25 protein-coding genes are annotated in these 22,245 nt (G+C 64.1%); 11 read left to right on the top strand and 14 right to left on the bottom strand.

All coding sequences use genetic code 11. From position 1 onward, the window contains the following. Window positions 1-72: 72 nt before the first annotated feature. Window positions 73-744, top strand: coding sequence for a peroxiredoxin-like family protein (locus PMI02_RS02820; protein WP_007678427.1), 672 nt, complete (start codon window positions 73-75; stop codon window positions 742-744). A gap of 9 nt (window positions 745-753) precedes the next feature. On the opposite strand, the gene PMI02_RS02815 is transcribed toward PMI02_RS02820, so the two are convergent. Further along, complete coding sequence (locus tag PMI02_RS02815; RefSeq protein ID WP_007678424.1) at window positions 754-2,118, bottom strand: FAD/NAD(P)-binding protein; 1,365 nt, start codon at window positions 2,116-2,118, stop codon at window positions 754-756. 163 nt (window positions 2,119-2,281) lie between these two features. Between PMI02_RS02815 and PMI02_RS02810 the strand changes: the two genes are divergently transcribed. Together PMI02_RS02810 and PMI02_RS02805 are read left to right on the top strand one after the other, a co-directional pair. After that, window positions 2,282-2,854, top strand: a complete 573-nt coding sequence (locus tag PMI02_RS02810) for a hypothetical protein (protein WP_007678422.1) — start codon at window positions 2,282-2,284, stop codon at window positions 2,852-2,854. Then, the gene (locus tag PMI02_RS02805) at window positions 2,851-4,362 is read left to right on the top strand and encodes a PepSY domain-containing protein (protein WP_007678420.1); all 1,512 of its coding nucleotides are present in this window, start codon (window positions 2,851-2,853) and stop codon (window positions 4,360-4,362) included. Before PMI02_RS02810 ends, PMI02_RS02805 begins: the two co-directional genes overlap by 4 nt. A 183-nt stretch (window positions 4,363-4,545) precedes the next feature. Here the strand turns inward: PMI02_RS02805 and PMI02_RS02800 are convergent, their stop codons facing one another. The 4 genes from PMI02_RS02800 to PMI02_RS28295 all read right to left on the bottom strand — a co-directional run bounded on the left by PMI02_RS02800 (window position 4,546) and on the right by PMI02_RS28295 (window position 7,994). After that, complete coding sequence (locus tag PMI02_RS02800) at window positions 4,546-5,604, bottom strand: NAD(P)-dependent alcohol dehydrogenase (RefSeq protein ID WP_007678419.1); 1,059 nt, start codon at window positions 5,602-5,604, stop codon at window positions 4,546-4,548. A 42-nt stretch (window positions 5,605-5,646) separates the two neighbouring features. Then, window positions 5,647-6,630, bottom strand: coding sequence for an aldo/keto reductase (locus PMI02_RS02795; protein ID WP_007678417.1), 984 nt, complete (start codon window positions 6,628-6,630; stop codon window positions 5,647-5,649). Between the two features lie 710 nt (window positions 6,631-7,340). Beyond that, window positions 7,341-7,655, bottom strand: coding sequence for an SOS response-associated peptidase family protein (locus PMI02_RS28300; RefSeq protein ID WP_369751200.1), 315 nt, complete (start codon window positions 7,653-7,655; stop codon window positions 7,341-7,343). A 111-nt stretch (window positions 7,656-7,766) separates the two neighbouring features. Next, complete coding sequence (locus tag PMI02_RS28295; protein WP_007678410.1) at window positions 7,767-7,994, bottom strand: hypothetical protein; 228 nt, start codon at window positions 7,992-7,994, stop codon at window positions 7,767-7,769. Between the two features lie 103 nt (window positions 7,995-8,097). Here PMI02_RS28295 and PMI02_RS02785 point away from each other — a divergent pair, with 103 nt between their 5' ends. Genes PMI02_RS02785 through PMI02_RS02775 form a run of 3 tightly spaced genes read left to right on the top strand, consistent with a single transcriptional unit; the run spans window position 8,098 to window position 8,829 of the window. After that, window positions 8,098-8,334, top strand: a complete 237-nt coding sequence (locus PMI02_RS02785; protein WP_007678409.1) for a hypothetical protein — start codon at window positions 8,098-8,100, stop codon at window positions 8,332-8,334. Between the two features lie 37 nt (window positions 8,335-8,371). Beyond that, window positions 8,372-8,578, top strand: a complete 207-nt coding sequence (locus PMI02_RS02780) for a hypothetical protein (RefSeq protein WP_007678408.1) — start codon at window positions 8,372-8,374, stop codon at window positions 8,576-8,578. A gap of 2 nt (window positions 8,579-8,580) precedes the next feature. Further along, window positions 8,581-8,829: a hypothetical protein gene (locus tag PMI02_RS02775; protein ID WP_007678407.1), complete on the top strand. Its 249-nt coding sequence runs from the start codon at window positions 8,581-8,583 to the stop codon at window positions 8,827-8,829. 374 nt (window positions 8,830-9,203) lie between these two features. Here PMI02_RS02775 and PMI02_RS02770 read toward each other — a convergent pair whose 3' ends face one another. Then, a complete protein-coding gene (locus tag PMI02_RS02770) occupies window positions 9,204-9,485 on the bottom strand; it encodes a hypothetical protein (RefSeq protein ID WP_007678404.1) in 282 nt (93 codons plus the stop codon). A gap of 95 nt (window positions 9,486-9,580) precedes the next feature. Between PMI02_RS02770 and PMI02_RS02765 the strand changes: the two genes are divergently transcribed. The 3 genes from PMI02_RS02765 (at window position 9,581) to PMI02_RS28290 (ending at window position 11,977) form a co-directional block, all read left to right on the top strand. After that, complete coding sequence (locus tag PMI02_RS02765) at window positions 9,581-9,832, top strand: sterile alpha motif-like domain-containing protein (RefSeq protein ID WP_238538960.1); 252 nt, start codon at window positions 9,581-9,583, stop codon at window positions 9,830-9,832. Window positions 9,833-10,038: 206 nt separating this feature from the next. After that, a complete protein-coding gene (locus tag PMI02_RS02760) occupies window positions 10,039-10,242 on the top strand; it encodes a hypothetical protein (protein WP_007678399.1) in 204 nt (67 codons plus the stop codon). Window positions 10,243-11,713: 1,471 nt separating this feature from the next. Then, entirely contained in the window at window positions 11,714-11,977 is a 264-nt protein-coding gene (locus PMI02_RS28290; protein WP_369751198.1) for an Rmf/CrpP family protein, read from the top strand. A gap of 11 nt (window positions 11,978-11,988) precedes the next feature. On the opposite strand, the gene PMI02_RS02755 is transcribed toward PMI02_RS28290, so the two are convergent. Further along, the gene (locus PMI02_RS02755) at window positions 11,989-12,387 is read right to left on the bottom strand and encodes a hypothetical protein (RefSeq protein WP_007678397.1); all 399 of its coding nucleotides are present in this window, start codon (window positions 12,385-12,387) and stop codon (window positions 11,989-11,991) included. A gap of 274 nt (window positions 12,388-12,661) precedes the next feature. Beyond that, complete coding sequence (locus PMI02_RS26880) at window positions 12,662-12,940, bottom strand: HNH endonuclease (protein ID WP_007678395.1); 279 nt, start codon at window positions 12,938-12,940, stop codon at window positions 12,662-12,664. Window positions 12,941-14,130: 1,190 nt separating this feature from the next. Between PMI02_RS26880 and PMI02_RS02745 the strand changes: the two genes are divergently transcribed. Then, window positions 14,131-14,406: a hypothetical protein gene (locus PMI02_RS02745; RefSeq protein ID WP_036501955.1), complete on the top strand. Its 276-nt coding sequence runs from the start codon at window positions 14,131-14,133 to the stop codon at window positions 14,404-14,406. Between the two features lie 241 nt (window positions 14,407-14,647). After that, entirely contained in the window at window positions 14,648-15,622 is a 975-nt protein-coding gene (locus PMI02_RS02740) for a CsgG/HfaB family protein (RefSeq protein WP_007678391.1), read from the top strand. A gap of 11 nt (window positions 15,623-15,633) precedes the next feature. Here PMI02_RS02740 and PMI02_RS27835 read toward each other — a convergent pair whose 3' ends face one another. The 6 genes from PMI02_RS27835 to PMI02_RS02725 form a co-directional block, all read right to left on the bottom strand. Beyond that, entirely contained in the window at window positions 15,634-15,858 is a 225-nt protein-coding gene (locus PMI02_RS27835) for a hypothetical protein (protein WP_007678389.1), read from the bottom strand. Next, the gene (locus PMI02_RS27830) at window positions 15,858-16,193 is read right to left on the bottom strand and encodes a hypothetical protein (RefSeq protein ID WP_007678386.1); all 336 of its coding nucleotides are present in this window, start codon (window positions 16,191-16,193) and stop codon (window positions 15,858-15,860) included. Before PMI02_RS27830 ends, PMI02_RS27835 begins: the two co-directional genes overlap by 1 nt. A 178-nt stretch (window positions 16,194-16,371) precedes the next feature. Next, complete coding sequence (locus PMI02_RS27825; protein ID WP_007678384.1) at window positions 16,372-16,818, bottom strand: hypothetical protein; 447 nt, start codon at window positions 16,816-16,818, stop codon at window positions 16,372-16,374. Continuing rightward, the gene (locus tag PMI02_RS27820) at window positions 16,764-17,249 is read right to left on the bottom strand and encodes an Arm DNA-binding domain-containing protein (RefSeq protein WP_238538959.1); all 486 of its coding nucleotides are present in this window, start codon (window positions 17,247-17,249) and stop codon (window positions 16,764-16,766) included. The genes PMI02_RS27825 and PMI02_RS27820 overlap by 55 nt, the downstream gene beginning before the upstream one ends. A 293-nt stretch (window positions 17,250-17,542) precedes the next feature. Next, window positions 17,543-18,469: a hypothetical protein gene (locus PMI02_RS02730; RefSeq protein ID WP_007678381.1), complete on the bottom strand. Its 927-nt coding sequence runs from the start codon at window positions 18,467-18,469 to the stop codon at window positions 17,543-17,545. 110 nt (window positions 18,470-18,579) lie between these two features. Next, complete coding sequence (locus PMI02_RS02725) at window positions 18,580-22,101, bottom strand: hypothetical protein (RefSeq protein WP_238538958.1); 3,522 nt, start codon at window positions 22,099-22,101, stop codon at window positions 18,580-18,582. Window positions 22,102-22,245: the final 144 nt, after the last annotated feature.

Below are 22,245 nucleotides of genomic sequence, written 5' to 3'. Positions count from 1 at the left end.
GGGCTTCTCGTTGGTCGTGCACCAGGCCGTCTCATAGCCTCGTCCATCATACGCATGGACGAGGATACACGGATGACACAGACCCTGACCGACCGCTTCGCTGCCCTGCAGGCGGAGCGCGAGCGCACCTGGAACCCCGAACAGCTGGAACGCAATGCCGCCCAGCGCCGGATACTAATCGAGCGGCACGATGCAAACGCCCTGCCCGCCCTTGGCGATACGGTGACACCCTTCACGCTGATCGATCAGGACGGGCGCGAGCTGACCCGCGACCAGATCCTCGCCGATGGGCCTGCCGTGCTGGTGTTCTTCCGCTTCGGCGGCTGCCCCGCCTGCAACATCGCGCTGCCCTATTACAACGAGACGCTGCTGCCCGCCCTCACCCAGCGCGGCGTGCGGCTCGTCGCGGTGAGTGCGCAGCTGCCCGTGGACCGCGAGCTGATCGCGCGCCACGGGCTCGGCTTCACGGTGGCGGGCGATCCCGGCTACGCACTGGCCCGCGCGCTCGGCATCACGTTCCTGCCCGAGGAGCGGCCCGAAGTCGCCCCCGGCCAGAGCTGGATCGGCGCGACGCTCGGCACGAACAGCTACGAGATCGACACGCCCGCCGTGCTGGCGCTGGACGAGGACGCGCGCATCCGCTTCCTCGACGTAAGCCCGGACTGGCTGGCGCGCACGGATAGCGAGGCGGTCCTCGCGGCGTTGCCCGAGCCGGCGCGCAGGGTGGTCAGCGGGGTACGCTGACGCCGCCCGCTACAATCCCTCGCCGCCGACCCAGTGCGCGTCGGCGAGGAAGCGGGCAAGGCCCCATACCTGGCGGCGGATATCAGGTACGGCGACCGTCTCCCAAGCCTCGCCTTTGGTGATCGGGCCTACCGCGATGAGGCGGTCCTGCACCGCGCCGCCCGCATCGCGCACCCGGCCGAGGTGGTCCACGTCGAGGCCGAGGGCATGGGCGTCGCTGCGGATGAGCCCTTGCGCCAGCAGGTCCTGCACGATCGGCGCGTCGACGCGGGAAAGGTCGCAGTCCGGTCCGGCGCAGTTGTAGACGCGGTCCACCTCGATCATCGCCGCCCCGTCCTCGCCGCGAAGACGGTAGGATACCAGTACGCGGCCCGCGACCGCCTCGGCGCTGCTCAGCCGGCCCGCCACGTAGCGCAGCCGCCCGCTCGTCTCCAGCGCTTCCAGCCTTTCGGCGACAGAGGGGGCGAGGCGGTGGCGGTGGATGTCCCAGTAAGGCCGCAGGTGGCGCAGGAAGCTGGCCTGCGCTTCCACGGAATGACGCCGCCAGATGTTCTGCGTATGCGGCCGCAGCGCATCGACGGCGGCGCGCCACCCGACGTCGCGCGCGCGTTCACGCACCTCGCGAACCAGCGCCGAGCCGCGCTTGTCGGGGTCGGAGATCGGAGTCACCACAGGACCGCTCGGCGCATGGCTGAGAGGCTTCAGGCCCCGGCGCGAAAGGACCGTCATCTTGCCCGCGAAGCCCGCACTGCCCAGCGAGAGCACCACGTCCGCTGCCGTCAGCCCACTGCCGACGACGAGCACGTGGTCCAGCCCGGCCAGCCCCTCCACCGCCTTCGCATCCCACGGATCCGGTCGGTAGAGCGAGTCCGGGAGCGCCTCCAGCACCGGATGCGGCACCGGCGGGAAATTGCCGAGCGCCAGCGCCACCGACCGGCAATCCAGCACCTCGCCGTCCGCCAGATGCAGGCGCGGGGCCTCCCCGGCGAAGTCGACCGAAACCGCCTCGCCGTTGATGACCTGCGCGTTGCTGCCCGCCTTGCCGAGCGCCTCGACCAGCACGTCGCGAAGGTACACGCCGTAAGTCAGGCGCGGCACGAAGCGATTGGCCTCGTCCGTGGCCGAGAAGTTCATCCAGCGCAGGAAATGGCCGGCATCGTCGGGGAAAGCGCTCATGTTGGAGGCGCGCACGTTGAGCAGGTGCTCGGGCCGCCGCGTGCCGAAGGCGACACCCTTGGCGAGCTGGGCCGAGCTTTTTTCGATCAGCGCGACCTTCACGCCGTAGCGCAGCAGGTTGATGGCCAGGAGCGTCCCGCTGAAACCCCCGCCGACGATCGCGATCGGCAGGTCATGGGCGGCATTGCCGCTGGTCATGGAGGCTGGGTTTCCCATTGGGCAGAGCGGTCTGGCTAGCAGCAAACGCGCGCAGGAGCTTATTGGTTGTCCTCATATACCGCCGGAGCGCGAAGCAAAGTCAAGACAGCGGAAGATCAAGCCTGATATTGACTCGCAATAACATGCGTAGATAAGCGCGATCATGCCCGATCTTCTCGTCATGACCCTCATCCTCGCCGGCGGCGTTGCCGGAAGCTGGGCGCTGCGCCGCGCATGGCGGGCCAAGGCCGCCGACAAGCCGCGCTGGCGGGCGCTGGGCTGGACCACGATCATCGTCACCCTGCTTTGGCCGGCATGGGTTATGGGCTCCGTTCGCGGACCGTTCATCGGCGTGACCCTGCTTTCGGTCGCGGCGATGGTCGTCGTCGCCGCCGGCGTCCAGGTGCGTGCTGCCAGGGCGGGACGCACAGGCAACGGCAGTCTCGCGCCCGAGCCGGTCGAGCGGCCGACGACCCGCTGGCGAACCACGCTGCGCTGGCTGCTCGCCGGCCCCATCGGCATGATCACGGCCATGGCGGTGGGCATCTGCTACGCGGTGTGGGTTCCTGGCGAGCCGCAGACCCGCCTTATCATCGGGGCGCTGATCGTCCCCGCCGTCTGGGGCGGGGCGATGGCCTGGACGCTCGCCGACGCGCGCATCCTGCGCGCCACCGCCGTGCTGGTCGGCACCGCGCTGGCGGGCTTCGGCATCTCCATCCTCAAGGGCTTCACATGACCGTGCCGTCTTCCAGCCGCCCGCGCAAAGACCTGCTCGCGCGCATCCCGGCGGACTTCGTGCGCGCGGTGCTCAAGGGCCACAGCGCGCTGGGCCTCGCGTTCGCCGCCGCCATCTACCTCGTCTGCCTGACCGGCAGCCTCGCCGTCTTCGCGCACGAATTCCAGCGCTGGGAACTGGCGGGCACCCCGCGCGTCGGATCGCTGTCGGTGGATGCCATGCAGCGCGCGATGGCGGAAGCCGTGCGGCGCGGCGGGACCGGAGTGGAGCACGTCTATCTCACTCCGCCCGGTGCCGACCTGCCGCTGGCCACCGTCTTCGTCGAGAGCAAGAGCGGCGAAAGCTCGTGGCTCGCGGACGGCGAAGGCCGGCTCGTCGCCCGCGCCGAGGCGCCCTGGACCGAGTTCCTGACCCGCCTGCACATCAATCTGCACCTGCCGCAGACATGGGGCATCTTCCTCGTCGGGCTGACCGGCGTGGCGCTGCTGTCCTCGGTGATCTCGGGCGTGCTCGCCCATCCGCGCATCCTGCGCGATGCCTTCCACCTGAGGCTCGGAGGCCCGCGGCGGCTGCAGGAGGCGGACCTGCACAACCGCATCGGCGTCTGGGGCCTGCCTTTCCACCTGCTGCTTTCGCTGACGGGCGCAGTGCTCGGGCTGACAACGCTGATCGTCGGCGTGCTGGGCATGGCGCTGTTCCAGGGCGACACCGCCAAGGTTTACGCGCTGTTCATCGCCGAAGAGCCGAAGGAAGACCCGCGCCCGGCGCCCGTCATCGACCTGCCGCCGATGTTCGCGCAAGTGGGCCGCCTTGCGCCCGGCGGCCGCGTCAGCCTCGTCATGCTCGAACATCCGACCGAGATGGGGGGCGCCGCCCTGTTCAACGTCGAGCGCGGCGGCGGCGACCTCGCTGACACCGATTCCTTCGCGTTCGCGCGCGGCGGCCGGCTCTACCACTCCAAGCGCGCGGCCGACAACAACCTGGGCGAGAGCATCCTCGGCTCGATCGGCAAGCTGCATTTCGGCTGGTTCGGCGGCGGCCCGGTGAAGATCGCCTATGCCCTGCTCGGCCTCGGCCTCACCTATCTCGCGGCAGGGGGCGTGACGATCTGGCTCGCGCGCAGGCGCGACAAGCGCAATCCCGCGCCCGGCCTCGAACGGCTCTGGGCAGCGACGCTGTGGGGCCAGCCGGTGGCGCTGGCAGGCGCGGCCTTGACCGCTCTCGCCGCGCCCGCCGCCGGAACCGCGCCGCCGCTGGCGACGTGGGCCGCAGTGACGCTCGTCGGGCTGGCGAGCGCGGCGCGCTTCTCGCCCCGCTCCATCGCCAGAGTGGGGCGCGGGCTGACGGGCGTGCTGCTCGCGCTGACAGCAGCGGTCCATGCGGGCGTAGTGGGCGGATCGGACCCGGCGTCGTGGACGGTGGACGGGGTGCTCGCGCTATCGGGCGCGGCGTTCCTGCTCAGCCTTCGAGCGCGGACAGCCGCCGCGAGGGAGCCACTCGCCGCCTGACCCCGCGCGAGCCGGACAGGATTCCCGGCCCAACCCCGTCATCCTAACGGGGAATGCGTCTGCATTTTCCTACATCGCCGCGCGCTGCTATCTTCGCGGCGGCTCTTTCCATCGTCGCTCCACCGCACCCGCGCGGCCCCTTCAAGGAAGGCGCCGCGCGCATGCACTTCATCAACTAACCTTTCAGGCGACCTTGCCGATCGAGGCGTTGTCGATCACGAACCGATATCGCACGTCACTACGCACCATGCGGTCATAGGCTTCGTCGATCTGCTGCATCTCGATCATCTCGATGTCCGAGACGATCCCGTGCTCGGCGCAGAAGTCGAGCATCTCCTGCGTTTCGGCGATGCCGCCGATCAGCGAACCGGCAATCGTCTTGCGGCCGAAGATCAGCCCGCCGACGTCGGGCGTCGGGTGCGGCTGGTCGGGCACGCCGAGCAGCACAAGCGTGCCGTCGCGGTGCAGCAGGTTGACGTACATGTCGAGATCATGGCTGGCGGCCACGGTATCGATGATCAGGTCGAAGCTGCCGGCATGCGCCGAGACTTCCTCGGGCTCGCGCGAGACTACCGCCTCGTCGGCACCGAGCGCCAAGGCGTCTGGGCGCTTCGCCGGGGTCGAGGTGAAGGCCACGACGTGCGCCCCCATGGCATGCGCGATCTTGATCGCCATGTGACCGAGTCCGCCGATGCCGACGACGCCGACCTTCTTGCCCGGGCCGGCATTCCAGTGGCGCAGCGGCGAGTAGGTCGTGATGCCCGCGCAGAGCAATGGCGCCACGGCGGCAAGCTGCTCCTGCGGATGCCGGATCTCGAGGATGAAGCGCTGGTCGACCACGATCGCCTGCGAATAGCCGCCCAGCGTGTGGCCCGGCGCTTCGGCACTCGGGGCATTGTACGTGCCGGTCCAGCCGTTCTCGCAGTAGTTCTCGAGATCCTCCTTGCACGAACTGCAGTGCCCGCAGCTATCGACGAGGCAGCCAACGCCGACGGTCTGGCCAACCTGGAAGCGGCTCACTTCGGCACCAACGCTGCGGACCGTGCCGATGATCTCGTGCCCCGGGACGCAGGGGTAGAGCGTCCCGCCCCACTCGCCGCGGGCGGTATGAAGGTCGGAGTGGCAGACGCCGCAGTAGGCGATCTCGATCTCGACATCGCGCGGCCCCGGCTCCCGGCGCTCGATCTGCATGGGCTCGAGAGGGCGATCGCCAGCTTGGGCGCCATAGGCTTTGACTTGCATGGATAATCCTTGGATTGAGGTGTCGAAGATCGCGTTCAGCGTTCAGCGTCCGGCGAGCGCGGCCATGGCGGCCGGGTAGCGAGTGCCCTGCACCTCGATGGCGGCGAGCGCCGCGCCAATCTCGGCTAGTTCCGACGCGTCGAGGTCGATGGCGGCGGCGCCGAGGTTCTCGGTCAGGCGGTGCAGCTTGGTGGTTCCTGGAATGGGCACGATCCACGGCTTCTGCGCCAACAGCCAGGCAATCGCGATCTGCGCCGGAGTGGCGTCGTGCATCGCCGCGAGGCTCTTGAGCTTCTCGACCAGCGCTTCGTTGACCTTGCGGTTCTCCTCCTCGAAGCGCGGGACGATGTTGCGGAAGTCGCCCTCCGCGAAGCGGGTGTCGGTGGTGATCGCGCCGGTCAGGAACCCCTTGCCGAGCGGGCTGAACGGCACGAAGCCGATGCCCAGTTCCTCGCAGGCCCGCAGGATTTCTTTCTCCGGCTCACGCCACCACAGCGAATATTCGCTCTGCAACGCCGCCACCGGCAACACCGCATGGGCACGGCGCAGCGATTCGATGCCGGCCTCCGACATGCCGAAGTGCTTGACCTTGCCCTCGGCCACGAGGTCGCGGACGGTGCCGGCCACTTCTTCGATAGGCACGGCCGGATCGACGCGGTGCTGGTAGAACAGGTCGATACGGTCGGTGCCGAGGCGCCGGAGCGATTCCTCGGCGACCTGACGAATGCGCTCGGGTCGGCTGTCGACGCCGTCGCCCGGGCGGCCGTTGGCGAAGCCGAACTTGGTGGCGATGACCACTTCGTCCCGGACCGGCGCGAGCGCCTTGCCCACCAGTTCCTCGTTCGCACCCGGACCATAGGCCTCGGCGGTGTCGAAGAAGGTCACGCCCTGGTCGTAGGCCGCGCGGATGAGCGCGACGCCGTCGGCGTCGGATACCGCCGGGCCGTAACCGAAGCTGAGCCCCATGCATCCGAGCCCGATCGCTGAAACCTCGAGACCGCCCGTGCCGAGTTTGCGCGTTTCCATGTACATCTCCTGAAATCGAGGCACGGCCCGCGGCGCCGCGATGTTGCACTCGCGAGATAGGATGTCGCGCCGGCTTTGATCAGATCACGGAGCTGGCATGCAGCGATGAGCCGGGTTCATCGTGGGCGGTGCGCGGCCGGCACTCGCAAATGCTCCGATGCGCTCAACGGCGCGTGATGGCGACGTGATCAGGGAAATGGTGGAGCGGGAGGCAGCTACATCCTTGCCATAACATCCTCAAATTAAATCAGAATAATCGGCAGATCTATCTAATATCATGCTGGATACCATGAATCTAAATCTTGGCGCTCCATCGACCCTTTAAGGATTCGAACCCGCGTAGTGATAGAGCAACCATCGCTTGCCGCCTCCCTGCAAAGTGGCATGTCCCGAGCTCTTGCACAGACCGCTCTGCATCGGCCCATCGACAATGGGTCGCGCCTTACACCCCATTAGTATGGGGCGGGCCTGCCGCCGGGCATGACAACTTTGTAACTGCCCCCACCAGGCACCGATGCGCTACCGCTCATTGGTCAGTGGAGGGCGCGTTGGGTCAGTCAAAACCATATTCAGGCATTACAGAAGCTGACGTAGCGGAGGCCCTGTCGCAGATGCCTCCATACGGTTGGCCGGCCGAGGAGCAAGAACTGGTGCAGTTATTCAGCCGTATGCTGGCCATCCTGTGCAGCGGATCAGCACCGACCCACCACCTAAAGCAAGGGAGGCTGATTTGAAAAGGATGCTTCCTCGGACACCACCGATCGCGCCTTGAACCATGGTTCGGGTGTGCGGTCGATCTTTATCGGCCCTTCATATACCCGGCACAGTGCGAACGCCTCCCCGGGCGTACCATCAGTCCAGCAGGCCCAGTCTTTGCGCGCCAGGATGGTCGGCATGCGGTCATCGACCTCGGCCATCATCTCACAGCCGTCTGCCATGACCATAGAGTAGGCCTCGCCCCATTCCGCGGTCGGCCGCCAGACGCCGGCAACGGCGAAAATCTCTGATCCGGCAGCGAGTACCAAGCCCGTGTCATGCCGCCCTTGGCGGCCTCGGCTTCGGCCCTGGCAGTGACCGGGATGATGCACCGGCGCTTCATGAAGCTATCTCGCCAGAACCCGGTGCCAAGCTTGTCCTCACGCCTGTTGTTGACCGGCTTTCGGCTTCAGGGGCGCGCCCGTCTTCTTGCTCTGGATGACGAGCGGGAAGCCCCACGACATGGCGCGGACGCCCTGACCCTCCGCGACGAGACCGGGATAGCCAGGGTAGACCTCGGTGGCGAAGTTGGCGCCTGTATCAGCGGCCACGCGAAACCAGCTCTCTACCTCGGCGCTGGTGCGGTTCATGCGGTAGAGGTCGCGCATCCCACGATGATGGTGAGTGCAGCGCGCGTGTCAATCGCGAGACAGTGGAACGGAGCCTCCGCTGCCCCGTTGAGATAGCAGAACAATACTAGAGGCGTGAGCAATGACCGATCCGAATCTACGCACCCACGAGGACAAGGCTCATCGCGACGATAAGCGCGAGGAGAGGCTGAACCCAGGCCAGAACACGGAAGGGCGCGGCGACACGGGTGCTACGCCGGTGGCGGAGCAAGTTGGCGCGGCCGCTCAAGAGCATCCGCTGGACCGAGCTGACGCCGAACAGGCGGGCACCGAGCGCGATCCGAAGTTCAAGACCGAAGACGATCGCGGCCGAGCCTGATTCGTCCGCGCGCTGAACACATTGAAGGAGATCGGCCTTGGACACCGACGGCAAGAACCGCATTCACGAGCACGGTCCCACTCCGCATGACGGCGGCCCACCTAAGAAGCTGCCGTACATCGCCATCGCACTCGTCGTGATGTTTCTCGTCGCGATCGGTGTGGTCTGGATAGGTGGCGATGCGCTGAAGCGTCCCGGTGCTGACCCCGGCTCGGTCGATGCTCACCAGGCACCGGCGGACTAACCTTGATCCCGCTCTCCTATTTCTACTTGGTCGACGCCAAGACCAACGAACCGATCGCCATTTTTTCCGCGGAAAAGTGCGGTAGCCGTAACGAACTGACTGAGTTGGAGGGGCGCTTACGCCTCGAGCATAACGTTGATGACCCGACGAGCGGGTTGGTGCTCCGGGACAGCGTGTCGGCGCCGCTTCCAACCGATCAGGTAATGGTGCTGTTGGCCAAGCAGGCTCACCGGCAAATGCGGAAACCGTGAGATTCAAAAAGGCCCGGCGTTGATGGCACGCCGGGCCAGTTGAATAAGGGAAAGCTGCAGGCTTCTCCCTTCGGGTCGCGGCGCAAACTTACAACGACTTAACGCTCTTGCACTCCTGAATTTTCTTACAGGGGAAGTATGATGGTTTGTGTGGTCGAACTGATCACCCTACAAAGTCCCGCCGCAGCACCCCCAGCGATGCCCGCGCAAAGTCACGCATAACTCGGTGCCAGTAAGGTCCGGCCTTATCCCACGGCCGCCATTCGTCGTCCTTGTTTGACGATGACTGGGTCAGCCACATCGCCTCCGCCATCTCCTCGACGAGACCGTCTTCGTCATTCGCTGTGCAGATACGGCAGCGTTTGGGAGGGTCATCAGCCACCCGCCGCCACCTTCGTCCAGCGATCGATATAGATCTGCATGTCCCGGGCTCGGACGTAGTCCGCCATGCCATGGGGCGGCGTCTTCGTCAGCGCTTCCCAGTACCGTTCGACCTGGAAGCCCTCCGCGATCTTGTTGAGGCTCAGCCACGACAGGGCCAGCCGTACAGCAGGGGTTGGCTTGATCGGCTTGTCCTTCGCAGCCACGCGCGCAGCGTCGAGAACCTCGATCGCATGTCGGTTCATTCGGTGGGGAGAAGGTGCGGGAATCGCCATGTGTTCTCCATACCGATTGCGGAACAGATATGGAACAGATAGGTTGTCCCCAACATCGCAATGGAGTGAGTCTGGCCATGCCACCGTTCTCAGGATTGAGCATCAGCGACCTGCGCGTGAACGTCGAAGACGCGCCCTCGGAGCCCGTGCCCTTCGGCCGCTGGGTATTGCAGCAGATCGATCGCGGCGGCTTTATCGGCGAGCTGGCGAAGGCGGCGAAGGCCGATCGTGCGTTCCCGCGGGACGGAGATCCTGAAGCGGTGCGCAAGCGGCTGAGCGAGCAGGGCGCCGACCCTGACATGCATGAGGCGCTGGATGATGCCGAGATGGACTATCACGCGCTGTGATCGGGTGAGAGCCGGGCCGGAACGACATGCCAACCGCCCCTTAGGGCGCGATGAGGCGCAAGGACGCCTCATCCCCCGGCGGCGGGTACGAGGCGCGGCTAGGCACGGCCTCATCGTCGCTGCCGATAAGGAAGGCAACCGGGACGATCCGCAGGGGTTGGGTAGGCCCGGGCATCAATGATGCCGATGCGCGACGGAGTAAGCGAATGGCCGACCCCAACGATGTCATGAACGATCGTGTGACTACGCCTGCGCGAACCCGCAACGTGCGCAAGATCGTGATCATCGCGATAGCCCTGCTCATCATGTTCGTGATCGCGCTCGCCGTCGCCTCGATGTCTATCGGCGTCCTTCAGCGGCCTGGTGCCGATCCCGGTTCCGCGGATGCGAGCCAAGCCCCGGCTGACTGATCAACTGATCGGGACCAGAGGTGTCCTCCACGGCGTTAGTGAAAGCCGTAAATAATGAAAAAATTAAGCAATTTTCGTCGCTTTAGGGTTTCGTTAATACCTCTCTTCCACGTCTGGCTTTGACGATACAATAGGTCACTTCCAAACGGGCGGGGAGGAATGCATCTCCAGTTTCTGCTCTGCTGGATTGGCAAACACGAGCCAGCAGAAGGGTACGGCCGCAAGATCGGCCGGGTCGACGTCGCCTCGTGCAGAGGATGCGCTCGCGAAATCATGAAGACTGCCCACGGCGACTGGACAGTTAGCCGAACCAGATGAGCCGGCTCGCGGGTTTCTTTCCCATGGGCTGATGACCCGCCACCGAGCCTTTAGTTGCGGAAAGCTATCTCAGAAAGAGAGCTTCGCACGAAACAAAAAAAGGCGCCGCAAGCCGAAGCCCGGGCGCCGTTTGAAGAGGTCTCGCAGCACTTTTGATGGAGTTAGACGAAAAATCGGTCAACCCTGAAAAAGCGACCTACAGCAAAAATCGGTGTGAGATCGCCGGCTCCCCGATGTTGCAAGTGCGAACTGGATTTGCGGAGATCACTGGTCTGTGAAACAGAAGGTGATTTTCGTTTCGGGTCAGGCCGTTCAAAGGACACGTCATGCTTTCGAGCATACGCCGCTCGATCGTGTGTCGGCTCAATCGACATCGCTCAGTGTGAAACCGTGTCCAATGGGACGGCGAGCGCTACGTAGGAACCTGCGACGACTGCGGGCAGCCTATCCATCGGCTCAAGCGCCAGGCATGGCGGCGAACGGCGTGAGTTGCGAGCGCCCGCAAAAAACAGGCCGCACTCGGTAAAGGCGACCTGCTGGAATTTGGCCCAGCGTTATGGGGGACTCTCCGGACGATGGCGCCTCGAACGGGTGCCTATCTCTACAACCCCACATTGGGTGAATGGTTGCACCACCCGCCCGTCAGGCGCACCGGCGCCCGTCCTGAAAACTCACCATAGGAACCGAGAGCATCGTCGCGCGCTTCAGTCGAGCGCCAGATTAGAGACTGGCGCAATTCGGGAGAGCTGAGCATCCCCTGCTCATCCGAAGGCCAGCGGGCGTGGCTGCGACTCACTTCCACGCCCGCCCCGGCCTCTTCTCCCAATGGATCTACCACAGCCCGTCTGCGGCTGAAGGGTAGCAGCCGCTACGTTTGCGCACCTCGGCGGGCGCAGTCAGGGCCGCTGCGGCGCCAAAGGCTCATCTACCTCTCTAGTATCATTGTACTTTCCTCGCGAAGCGCTAAGCATGTCGCGCCGCGGCGCGGGCGAAAACGCTGATATCGGATTGTCCGATTCGTCTTCGTCGCGGCAACGTTGAATTTTTCTGGCCTAGCGATACATTTCGACTGAACGCTGGCTTGGGTGAAGTCGCGGAACGCTTCTAAGTGGCGAGGATTGCGCTGGGAGCATTTTCGGTCTGGAGCGACTGGATGTCATTGGCGCAGGACGCCTTCGCAAGGGGCAATAAGGCAGCCCGATCAGGGCGACCAGTGACGGCAAATCCGTATATCGATGCCGCTGCTCGGCGGGCGTGGGCGGAGGGCCACGCCTACGATGCCCAGACAGATCCGGATGGGCATGCCTTTAGCGCTCGCTGGCGTTCTACCTTTCGGCGCCTTCCCGAGCTTCAACCGACCGATGATGCCGGTTCGCGCAATCCCCGTACCGGGCAACCAAGCGGGTCTCCCAGATAAGCCGGGCTGGATCAAGGAACGGGAACGGCCTCGGATCCACCTGAGGGCAGTCCGCTTGCAGATTCGCCTGTGCGGCGGGCGTTGGCGGCGCCGATTGCGTCGTAGAGCACGCTTCCAGCAGCATCAAGCACAGCGCAGTCGGCAGGGATCCCGATGTCGTGATAGATCGTGTTGATGCGGCTCTCCCGCACCGTGGACTGGCTTTGGTCATCCTGTCGGTCCTTCTCGTAGAGGTCGCCCTGGGCGCGCATGTGAGCCGCGCTGTCGTTCGCGGCCTTCGTGGCGTCGGCGAGCGCATCGAGGGCCTTGCTGTCGTGGCGCCAGTCGCTAACGGTCCAGCCACCGAAAGCCCCCAGCAGCGCCGTCCCCGCAGCGCCTGCAAGACACCAGCCCAGCGGGATCGGGTTCATGACTTCGAGCCGTACAGGGTAGCCTCGTCAGCACGCCGATTTCCAGGCGTTTCATCGGCTTGCCATCGTTGAAAATGCACTTGCCGACCTCGGCCTGCGCGCCAGTGTAATTCTTCGCCTTGTGCAATTTGCGAGCGTGGCCGAATGGATCTTGCCGGTGAGCGGCTATCCGCCGCCCGCGGCTCGGCGCGCGACACTGCAGTCCCGTTGGCGGTCGACCGGCGGTAGCCAGCAGCACGCCGATAATCATCCGGCGATGCCATGCACCCTCCTGTCAAACACGGCGGATACCGCGGCTTTCGTAAACCGATTTCTTCTTTGGCTTTTCATTTGCAATGACGGCGCCGATCTCTGTGCTATCGTCGACGTCTTCTCCGCTCCGCGCGAACGGCGCGATGTGGTCGACCACGGTTTCCAAGGTAGCGCGACCGACATTGAGGCAATGCTGGCACAAACCGTTCGTGCGCGCCAGACGACGTTCTCGTTGCTTCTGACCAGCGCGACCGCGAAGGCGGTTGTCGGAGCCGGTACGCTGCCATGGTTTGCGGGGCATGAGCCCCCTGATTGTCGGAGCGATCAGCCGGGGTCGAGCCGGCACCATCAGGCTGGAAGGCTGATGGCAGTAGGTTAGGCTATGGCTTGGCTTGCGTATCAGGAGAACCATCCGCTAATGCAGCGTCTACCATGCAGCTCCACATCCATCGCGTAGACGAGCTACCGCGAAGGGTTTCGCCTGCCTTTGTCATGTCTGCGCTAGGCTCTCGAATGGCAGCAAGAACCGCGCGGGTTGGCGCTAAGTAGTCGTGCCACATAGGCTTGTCGCCCAGCATCGCGTCTACTGGATGACCATCGAGTAAACTTAGGGCTCGTGCGCCGCGTTCGAGAGGTGACATGCTAAAATTCCTGGATGCGCCGTCAGCGCCACAGGCGGATGGAGCGGTTTGATAAGTTGGCGCCCTCGAACCGCGATGGGGCCAACTTAGTTCCTCACAGGGATAGCCTTGATGCCGCCAGATCGCGGCAGCGATGGACAGGATCCCCTCCCTTCGACAAATGGCTCAGATACAGGAACGCCCGCTCATCTTTTCCGGCTGCGGGCACATCGAACCTGTACCGTACCTACTCGCACCGTTTTCGTGCCCAGCGCAAGGCCGACGATTAGGGCTCTGGCTCTTCAGGCGAGGGGGTCGCTGGAGCGGCTACGCCACTCCCGAGATGCACGATCCTGAATGCCCAGTCGTAGCTGCCGAGGTTCGCCTTCACTTCCACCGAGTCTGCCTTTCGCCAAATCCTAACTACTTCGGCAGCTTCGGGAGACACCCTCCAACTCGAGCCATCGCTCAGGGTAACCAAACTGCCCGAATGAATGTGGTCGAACGTTAGCCGTTCTATATTGGAACCTTTCGTCACCAACGCCTCCTTAGGCACCAGTCCTGAAAGTGGGGCTGGACGACGGGGATCCTAGCGCCCTTTCGGTTAACGTCTCCCGACATTATGTTCAAAAGGACCACTGCTGCGGCCAGAAATCCCAGCCCATGGGAGAACTCGTCGCGGATGATCTGCCTATGAGTGCCCGACTTTGGCGCCAGCTTTACGATGGTGCGAGGCTTCCGCCGGCCCTTCCCGACGTCAAGCCTGTCTACCTCGCGGCTTCCGTACCGCTTCATCGCCGCTTCCGAGAACGTTGTGTCCAGCAGCGCTACATCGCGCAGGGTATGCACCAGCGCGCCCCGACCCGCTTCGATGCGCCTCACTGTCGATAACCCGAAAGCTTTGGCCTTGAGCGCGGCCAATGCGGCAAGTGCATTCTTCAAGGCTATTGATATCTGCGACACCAAGCACCGGCATGCTCGATACGCCAAAATCCTTGAGCCAGTGATGGCGACAGCTTCAACGCAGCAGATAGGCGGTTACGGCGTCAATGATACGCTTGGCGATGACTTGCTGAGCCTTGCGGTCACGCAGCGCGTCGAGCCATTCACCGAACTCGTCAGTTTGCTCGATGTCTTATACTATTAGTCGTTTATAAACGACAGGCTTAACGTATTCGAGCTTGGGTTGATTCTTCTTCAAACTTGGCGTGAAATTTCGGCCTTCCGGGACCGAGGTACAGCCTGGCGTGAATAGCAGCGCCAATAGGGCCAAAGGCTAAGCTTCACGGCATTAGCGTCGCCAGAAACCGTATTGTCAGATCGCTTCTATGTACGATACCTGCTCACCGAACCTAGCGGCCTGGGCCGCTTGGAAAAAGGGGCCAGAAATGCTGAAGTCTTCGACGGTTATAATCACCGCGCTTGCGTCGCTATTAACCAGCACGCAGGCTTACGCAGAAAAGACGGGCGCACGCGCCAGTGGCGGTCAGCGCATGCAGGAGCAGGCCGTAACGGACGTGCCGCACTGCGCGCGCAAGCTCGGCACTCTTTCGATCGTAGACGGCGATGATCCGCGCGGATGGACGCAGTATTCGCTGGCCCCGCCGCAAAAGCTGCTCAAGGTTCTCGTGCAGCGCTCGGGCTGCTTCAACCTCGTCGATCGTGGTTCCGGCTTGCAGGCGGCTGAGCGTGAGCGCCAGGTCGGCAACCACTTGGGTCTGCAACGCGGCGCCAACGTTGGCCAAGGCCAGATCAAGGCAGCTGACTACGTGCTCATCGCCGAACTTCAAGGCGCTAACGGCAATGTCAGCGGTAGCGGGGTAGGCGGCGCGGTCGGCGGACTGATCGGCGGCGGCGTGGGCGGCCTGCTCGGCGGCATTCGCAGCAAAAAGATGGAAGCCAGCACAGTCCTGTCGCTGACCAACGTGCGCACCACCGAGACGATCGCGACCCAGGAGGGCTATGCGGTCAAGAATAACCTGAGCTTCGCCGGCGGCGGCGGCGGCTTTTTCGGAACTGGCGCCGCAGCGGCCGTGGGCGGCGGCTACGACAACACGGACATCGGCCGCATCGTCACCCTCTCGTTTATCCAGGCCTATTCCAAGATGGTGGAAGAACTGGGTCTCGTGACACCGGGCTCGGAAGGCACCGCCGAAGCGGCGCCCACAAAAACCTTTACCACACAGCGCCCGGTCGTCCTGCGCGTTACCGCTGCCGGCACCGGCAAGATTATCCGCACACTGCCGGCGGGCGCCATCGTCTATCCTACCGGCAACAAGAATGGCCTGTGGTGGGAAATTGCCGACGAGAACGACAACGTCGGATGGGCGCTCAACACTGGCCTTGCACCGAGCCAGCACTAATTAGCTGAAGCTCAGCCGCCCGCCGACCCGATGGAATTTCGTCGGTGACGCGTGCGGCTGAGGCCAAGACTAAAGCTTCCCCGCTCCATTGTGCCCATACCGGATAGGCTGCCCGAGGTGAACCTCGGGCGGCGGATCAGCTCCGCCCACTCCGCGGCCAGCTCGCGCCGCCGGTCCATGTAGGACGCTCGGTTGTAGACGCCCTCCACCTTGTTGCCGGGAACGTGTGCCAGCATCAGGTCGCGAGGTCAGGCGAAGCCTCCGAGTGGCCACCAGCGCGCCCGCCGCGATCGGCGCGCTCGTTCATGATCGTCGAAAAGGCAGCGCGGAAGCCGGGAGGGACGTGCCGCCCGCCGTGCCCGGCGCGGATGAGCAGCGCCCGCAGCGTGTTATCGGACATCGGCTTGAAGGGGTTCCGCTCGCTAGGGAATATCAGTGGGAAGCCTCCCGTGACCTGCCGAGCCGCATCGAGCACGGCCAGCGCCTCGCGCGACAGCGGGACGATGTGGTCCCCGCCCTCGTCCGTCCTGCGGTCCTCGTCGCCCTTCATGCGCGCGGCCGGGATCGCCAAGCGCGGATCATCTCCGTCCAGGTCGTGCAGCTCGTCCCATCTCGCGCCATGGACCTCATTCGGGCGCGGCCGTCAGGGTGATGAACGCAGCGCGAACTTGGTCAACACGCGGCAGCGCTCAGCCCCGCCGTCCACCAGCATCTGGCCAATCGCGGCGATCTGGTCCTCGACCGTGCGCTTACAGTCGATGATCGGGTTGCTTGCGGGCCTTGGGCCGGTCCGTCAGGTTGGCTCGCAGGCCAGCCGCTGGGTTCGCCTCACATAAGCCGACACCGATGCCGTAGGCGAACACGCCCTCGCATCGCTGGCGAAGACGCTGGGCGGTCTCGATCGCACCGCGCTTCTCAACCTTCTGCAGGACGTTCAGCAACTTCGGCGCCTTGATGACCGTGATCGGCAGGTCGCCGATGGCTGGGAAGATGTCGTGCTCGAGGCTCATCAGCACGTCGGCGCTATGGACCGGCGACCAGGGGCCATGGCTGACGGTCCAGTTTCCTGCGGTTCGGTCCGACCACTTGCCTTTACGATCGCCGCGATAGGCATTCAGCTTCTCCAGCGACCAGCCGCTGCTCAGCTCGAACCAGCGGTCGGCGACAGACCGGAAAGTCTTTTCGTGCTCGAGCACGCGGGGCTTGGCGGCAATGACCTTCTCGGCCGCAGGCCCCTCCCCTCGGCCAGCAGCGCCTTGGCATCGTCACGCCGGGCGCGGGCCTGTAACAGCATCATCCCCGGGAGATGCCGAACGTCAGCGTTTTTTTGCTGGGGCTTGCCCTGGGCGTTCCGGCCGAACGTGTAGTTCATTCGCCAAGACCGCACGCCGGTGATGCTGACGTTGAGACAGAGAGAGCCAGAATCGGCGATCTTGTAGGCGTTTTCTTTGGCCTTGGCCGCCTTCACTTTCACGTCATTCAGCATGATCCCGATACCATGGATCGACAGGTCCGATCCCATGTTGAATACCATGGCGACCCTTGCACGCTTGTGCACAAGTCGGCACCATGGCTTGGCCATGATGGTCGAGAAATAGCTGATTTTCAAGGGTTCTGGCAGGTCCATGCCCCGCTGGGCATGGTCAGTTGGCGGAGCGGGAGGGATTTTTTCGTGCGTTTAAGATGTTGTAAGATATATGTAAAAATATTTCCGCGAAGATCAGTCCCACACCAAGCCCCACACTATTTTCGGACGCCGATGGCCGCTTACTTGCCCGCTTCCAACGCGGATTTGGCTAACCTGGCACCGTTACGACCGAGATCGCTTGGGCGACTTCCCACCACGCTCAGTTCGAATGAGTGGCCCTCACTCGAACTTGCATGGTCAGTAAATGATAATCCAATAGTGTGAGGCGAAGCTCACCGAAGATTTTCGAGGGGGAGCAACAAATCGAGCGACCTTTCCCGCACGAGATCGGCCCCTGTGTCGCTGTACGCTCCAGACAAGGCAAAGGCGCGGGTGACGTCGCGGTCACCCGCATCGAGTGACCGACCTTGTTCGACGGGCTCCAGAGCCACCGACTCGCGGGTGGTCGGCCTGAAAGGTCGTGGTACCTTCGCCAGCAAAATGGTGGCGCTTTCGCTCCGCTTGCCGATGCGTTGCAGGCTGACCGTGAGGCAAGCCCACGCCGTCCCGTCCTGGAAATCGCCGTCAGGCGCTTCTAACATCTCGACCAGCTGGTCGAAAGGGTCGCGCTCGGTGACAATGGTTTGGCCTGGCGCCATACCGCGCCGCTGATCTTCATGACGAACATAGAGTTGTGTGGCCTTGCTCGGCGTGCTCGTCGGCGCCACGCCGAACACAGCGGTCTTGCCTTGGAGCAATCGGCCGCCTTCCACCGAGCGCATCCCGTCGACCGATTGCAGGGTGAGATCATAGTCCCAGAAGGTCGGATTGACTCGCGTCTCCTCTGCGTCGGAGAGAGAGCAGTCGGCTGGCGGAGTGTAGTCCGGCAATTTCGTCACGAGAAGCCGCATGGTCATCGCGTCAAGAATGACCCCCTGGTCGAAATCGTTGCTTAAGATGATCCGCGTTCGCTCGAAGCCGTTTCGGACCAGACCGATGGTGTCGCCACGATATTCTCGTGTCTCGCGATAGGTGAAGGGCGTCGCGGCTTGCAGGCGGAGGGCTCGAACCTGTACCGTTTCGTTGGCGTAAAGGATCAAGCCGATGAGCAGGCTCGCCGCGCTGACGATGCTGATTTTCTGACGTTCGGTTTCGAAGAGCTTCGAGAAAGCCCGCTTCATCTTTCGCCAGAAGCCGTCCTGCGGTGGCGCCGAATTCATCCCTGCCTCCTTGCAATTCGGTTCAATCGCGCTGCGCGCTGGGCGGGCTCGCTACAACCTTCATCGCGCCCGGCCTATGAAGTGAGCGACGCAATCGCGGGCGCCGGAATCTATCCACTGGTTCGGACGATGGGTATCGGAGGCGAGACGGTGATGATGCGCGCTTGAGCCTCCGTCATCCTTGCTAGGCCAGCTGGCGACACCAGTGCAGCGGGCTCGTCAGCCTGCAGCGGCGAAAATAGCCAGTTGAAATCGAACGCGAGTGCTTGCCGGTCGGGTCGTATTTCGCCGCCGATCGGGCCGTGCAAGCAGGAGAGATCGACCCAGAGCTCATCGTTCGTCGGATCAGTTTCGAGCCGGACGAAGAAACCGGGGCTTTTCCCATCGAGTTCAAGCGTGTGTCTGGTCTTCGTCAGGAGGGACGGTTTCCCGTCGGCATGATCGAGCCACGCGGTCACTGTACCGTCCGTCTCGAGCAGACTGTACAGAGCGAGCGGCGACCGTTCGGAATCGAGGGCACATTCAATCCGGTCTGGCGCATGAACGTCGGGCCCGACCGTTGGCTGCGAAACCAAGAGCCTGACTCGCGTGAAGCTCTTTTCTGGCCGTCCGGTGAAACGCAGTGTCAGAAGGAGTTTGTTGGGCTTGCGGTAATCGGTCGACACGAAGTCGATATAGGCCGACCGATAGCGCGGTGATGCGGTTACATGCTGGGCGCACAGAATCGCCGCGGGCGTTTCGAACTCGACAACGCGCAACGCCTGCTCCGGGACGGACGGCATTCCGGGGAACATCGGAGAACGCCCTGCGACCGTCGTTGCCCGGCTGAAAAGCTCTGCAGGTTGGCCGAGTTCCTCCAGGAAGCCCGAGGCGATCAAAGCGATATGACGCTGGAGATGCGCCGAGTGGCGGTTTCGAGCGGTGGACGCGCAAAGTGTCACGTCCTCATCGCTGCCGCTTTGCGTGAACACGACTTTCCCGTTCTTCTCGACGCGGGCCGTAAGGAGGGCGGCGTCCTGTTGCGCGACTGCCGGACCGTCAGCGTCCGCAGAAAGCAGATTCACCTTGTTGAAGTCGCGGCTGATCTGGGTCCATTTGAGCGCTGTCGTCGCGCTCGCCATGGTTTCTCGCGCAAGTGCGTTGCCCTCCGGCGCGCTGACCAGCAGCATGACCGGTGGCGGCGGTTGATCGGTCGGCGGTTCTTCAAGTTCCCCTTCACTCTTCGAGCGCGGCACCTGCCATTCGAAGCTGCACAGCATGAGGGGGGCATCGGTATCACCGCGCTCGGTCCCGACGCTGCCAGGCCGCGCCAGGATGGAGGTTGAGTAATGACCGGCCGCGATCTGCTGATGAAGGAACGCCAGCCCGTCGGCATGTCCCGCATCCATGCGCGCGACCTCGACAGTGGGCTGCTTGTGGCCGGCAACGCCATCGATCGCGGCTTTCCACACATTGATGCTGATCCGGTCGCTGGCGGCGCCCTCGGCAGCGTCCCTCCCGTTTGCCGCAGTGCGGACCATTTCGAAGACGGGGACCGGCCGCGCGGTCGCAATCTGATACGACACCGGCTCGGATGTCGAGGCGAGATCGACCCACCAGCAGCGTGACGTGTCGAGCAGAAGCGGCTGTGCGGAGGATTCTTGTTTGCGCACAGCGCCTGTGAGCCAGGCCGGATCTATGTAGCGCCGCAGCGCAACGCCTGCGAGCGCCTCCTGCAAGGGGGGCTCGTTCCCGAACAGCGAGACCGGCCGCAACAGCAAGAGGGCGTTGGCATAGGCCGGCGCCGGGGCGTCAGCTGAGTCGAAGGTAAGGCCGACCGGTCCTTCGCTGCGAAGACTGAGGCCAAGGGCGGTCTCGGCGCTGAACGGTTTGTAGTCGAGATTCGGATTGGGGCCGGCTTCCTTGCGAGCGTCGCGGATTTCCACCGGGGGCTGATCGCGCTCGTCTTCCGATGGCGGAAAGCCATAGCCAAAGCCGGTCTTGATCTCGGCGGCGATACGGTCGGCCAGGCCGCCGCGCGCGAAGGGTGGCTCCTGCAAGACTGCCGCGACCGGCGGGGCCGGTTGACGGCCGCTCTCGCCGGCGGGGGTCGTGGTCAACGGAATGAGCGCGCGGAGCTGAGGACGCGTGAGCATCAATCGCGAGAGGTCGGCGAGCATCGCGACGCGCATCGTCCATCCGGAGACCGCGGTCGCCAGATGCGCGGTCTCATCCCTCCAGGCATCGACGCTTTGTTGGCTCTTGAGCGCGCCGGCGTAGCGGGACCGTAGCCTGAAGCGATGCCGGAAATAGGTTGCCGAAGGCGCGTCCCAGGGATGCTCCTGCAAGACCGTGCGCGATGGCAGCGGAGACATTCGCTGCGTGATGCTATGCGCATCAATATCGGGTCGGTCGAAAAAGGCTTCGCGTTCGAATTGGGCGAGCGCCTCGCCGGGCTGAGCGACGAGTGGAACCGCGGGGTGGGGATCGTCGCTCCTACCGGCGGCATGGGCACGCGGCGAGATCAGATTATAGATCGGACGCCCACTCGGGCGCCAGCGCTGGGTGATGACGTCGATCTCGCCGATCAGCCGCCAGGCGTTGCGATCGGCAGCGCTGACGGTGCTTTTGCTCATGATGTCGAAGCGCCGCGTGTTCGCGATTGGCACCGCTTCGATCATTGCGCCCGCTAGTGCGGTGGCGCCGGCATGGTCGTTGGCCGAGAGCGTCGCGATGCCGTCGAACATCGTCTCGATGCGCAGGGCGCTGGCGGTAAAAACAACTGCATCGGCCGTGGCGCGCAGCGCATGCTGGAGCAGGCCAGGGTGAAATACCGAAGGATGGCCGTCAGCCCCTTGGAAATGCGCCTGGCGAACCACGGCGTGCATGCCGAGCTCTGCGACGCAGCCTGCGGGAACGGTCGCGAGAAATCGTCTTGAAAGCGCCAATGTCGTGTCCGGCGCGATCGTGACGTCGAAAGAGAATCGGTCGTCGAGCGGGCGGAAGATGCGTTCCAGCAACGTCTGCGGCGTCCAGGTTGGCGGGTGATGGCCGCCAATGTCCGTGGTGAGGAACAGCGCCAAGCTATTCGTCAGATCGAAGGTCTGCGCAGCGGGCCGCTGTAGGGCGCCTGAGAGCGTGTCGGTCTGGTGCAGCTCAAGTCGAATGGCGGCTACCGCCGGATCGGGCAGAGTATCGAGATGCTGGCTCAGCTCGGTGCTGAGGTGACGCATGCGATTGGCAATGGCCAGGATGGAGTGAAATTCGTCGATCGCGTCCGGATCGACGCCAGGATAGGCCAGGGCTTTGAGATCGGCATTGGCCATCCAGCGAACGAAGTCCGCATAGCCGACGCGAGGAGCGCCGGCGCGCACTTTGACAGGGGCCGACCGCGCGCCTGCCCAGATGCCGGGCGCTTCGGGTGCGAGCAGCAGCAATGGGGCGGACGCGCCCGCGGGCCGTCGTCCATCCGGCTCGGCGAAGCTGAATGATGCCGCCACAGCCTTGGTGGTTTCCAGAATAAGACGGAACCAGCAGAAACGCTCTTCCGCGTCGATGTCGACAGAGTGGAGAAGCGTCGCGCCGCTCAGCAGGGCAAGTCGACGGTCAGCGCCGTGGGGGAGGTCCTCGATCCGCAAGACCAGGTCGGACAATCCGCCGGGATCGGTTGCGATCTCGAATTGCTCGAAACCGCTATCGTCGGGGCTTGTCGCGGGCCCGTCGAACAGCTGCAGTATGAGGCGCTCGGGCGCCCCGGCGGACGCGAGGTCAGCGAGCCGCCATTCGAGCGGCTTTGG

Source organism: Novosphingobium sp. AP12, assembly GCF_000281975.1.
Taxonomy (GTDB): Bacteria; Pseudomonadota; Alphaproteobacteria; order Sphingomonadales; family Sphingomonadaceae; genus Novosphingobium.
Note: the sequence above shows the minus strand (reverse complement) of the source record. Positions and strands in the feature narration are given on the sequence as shown.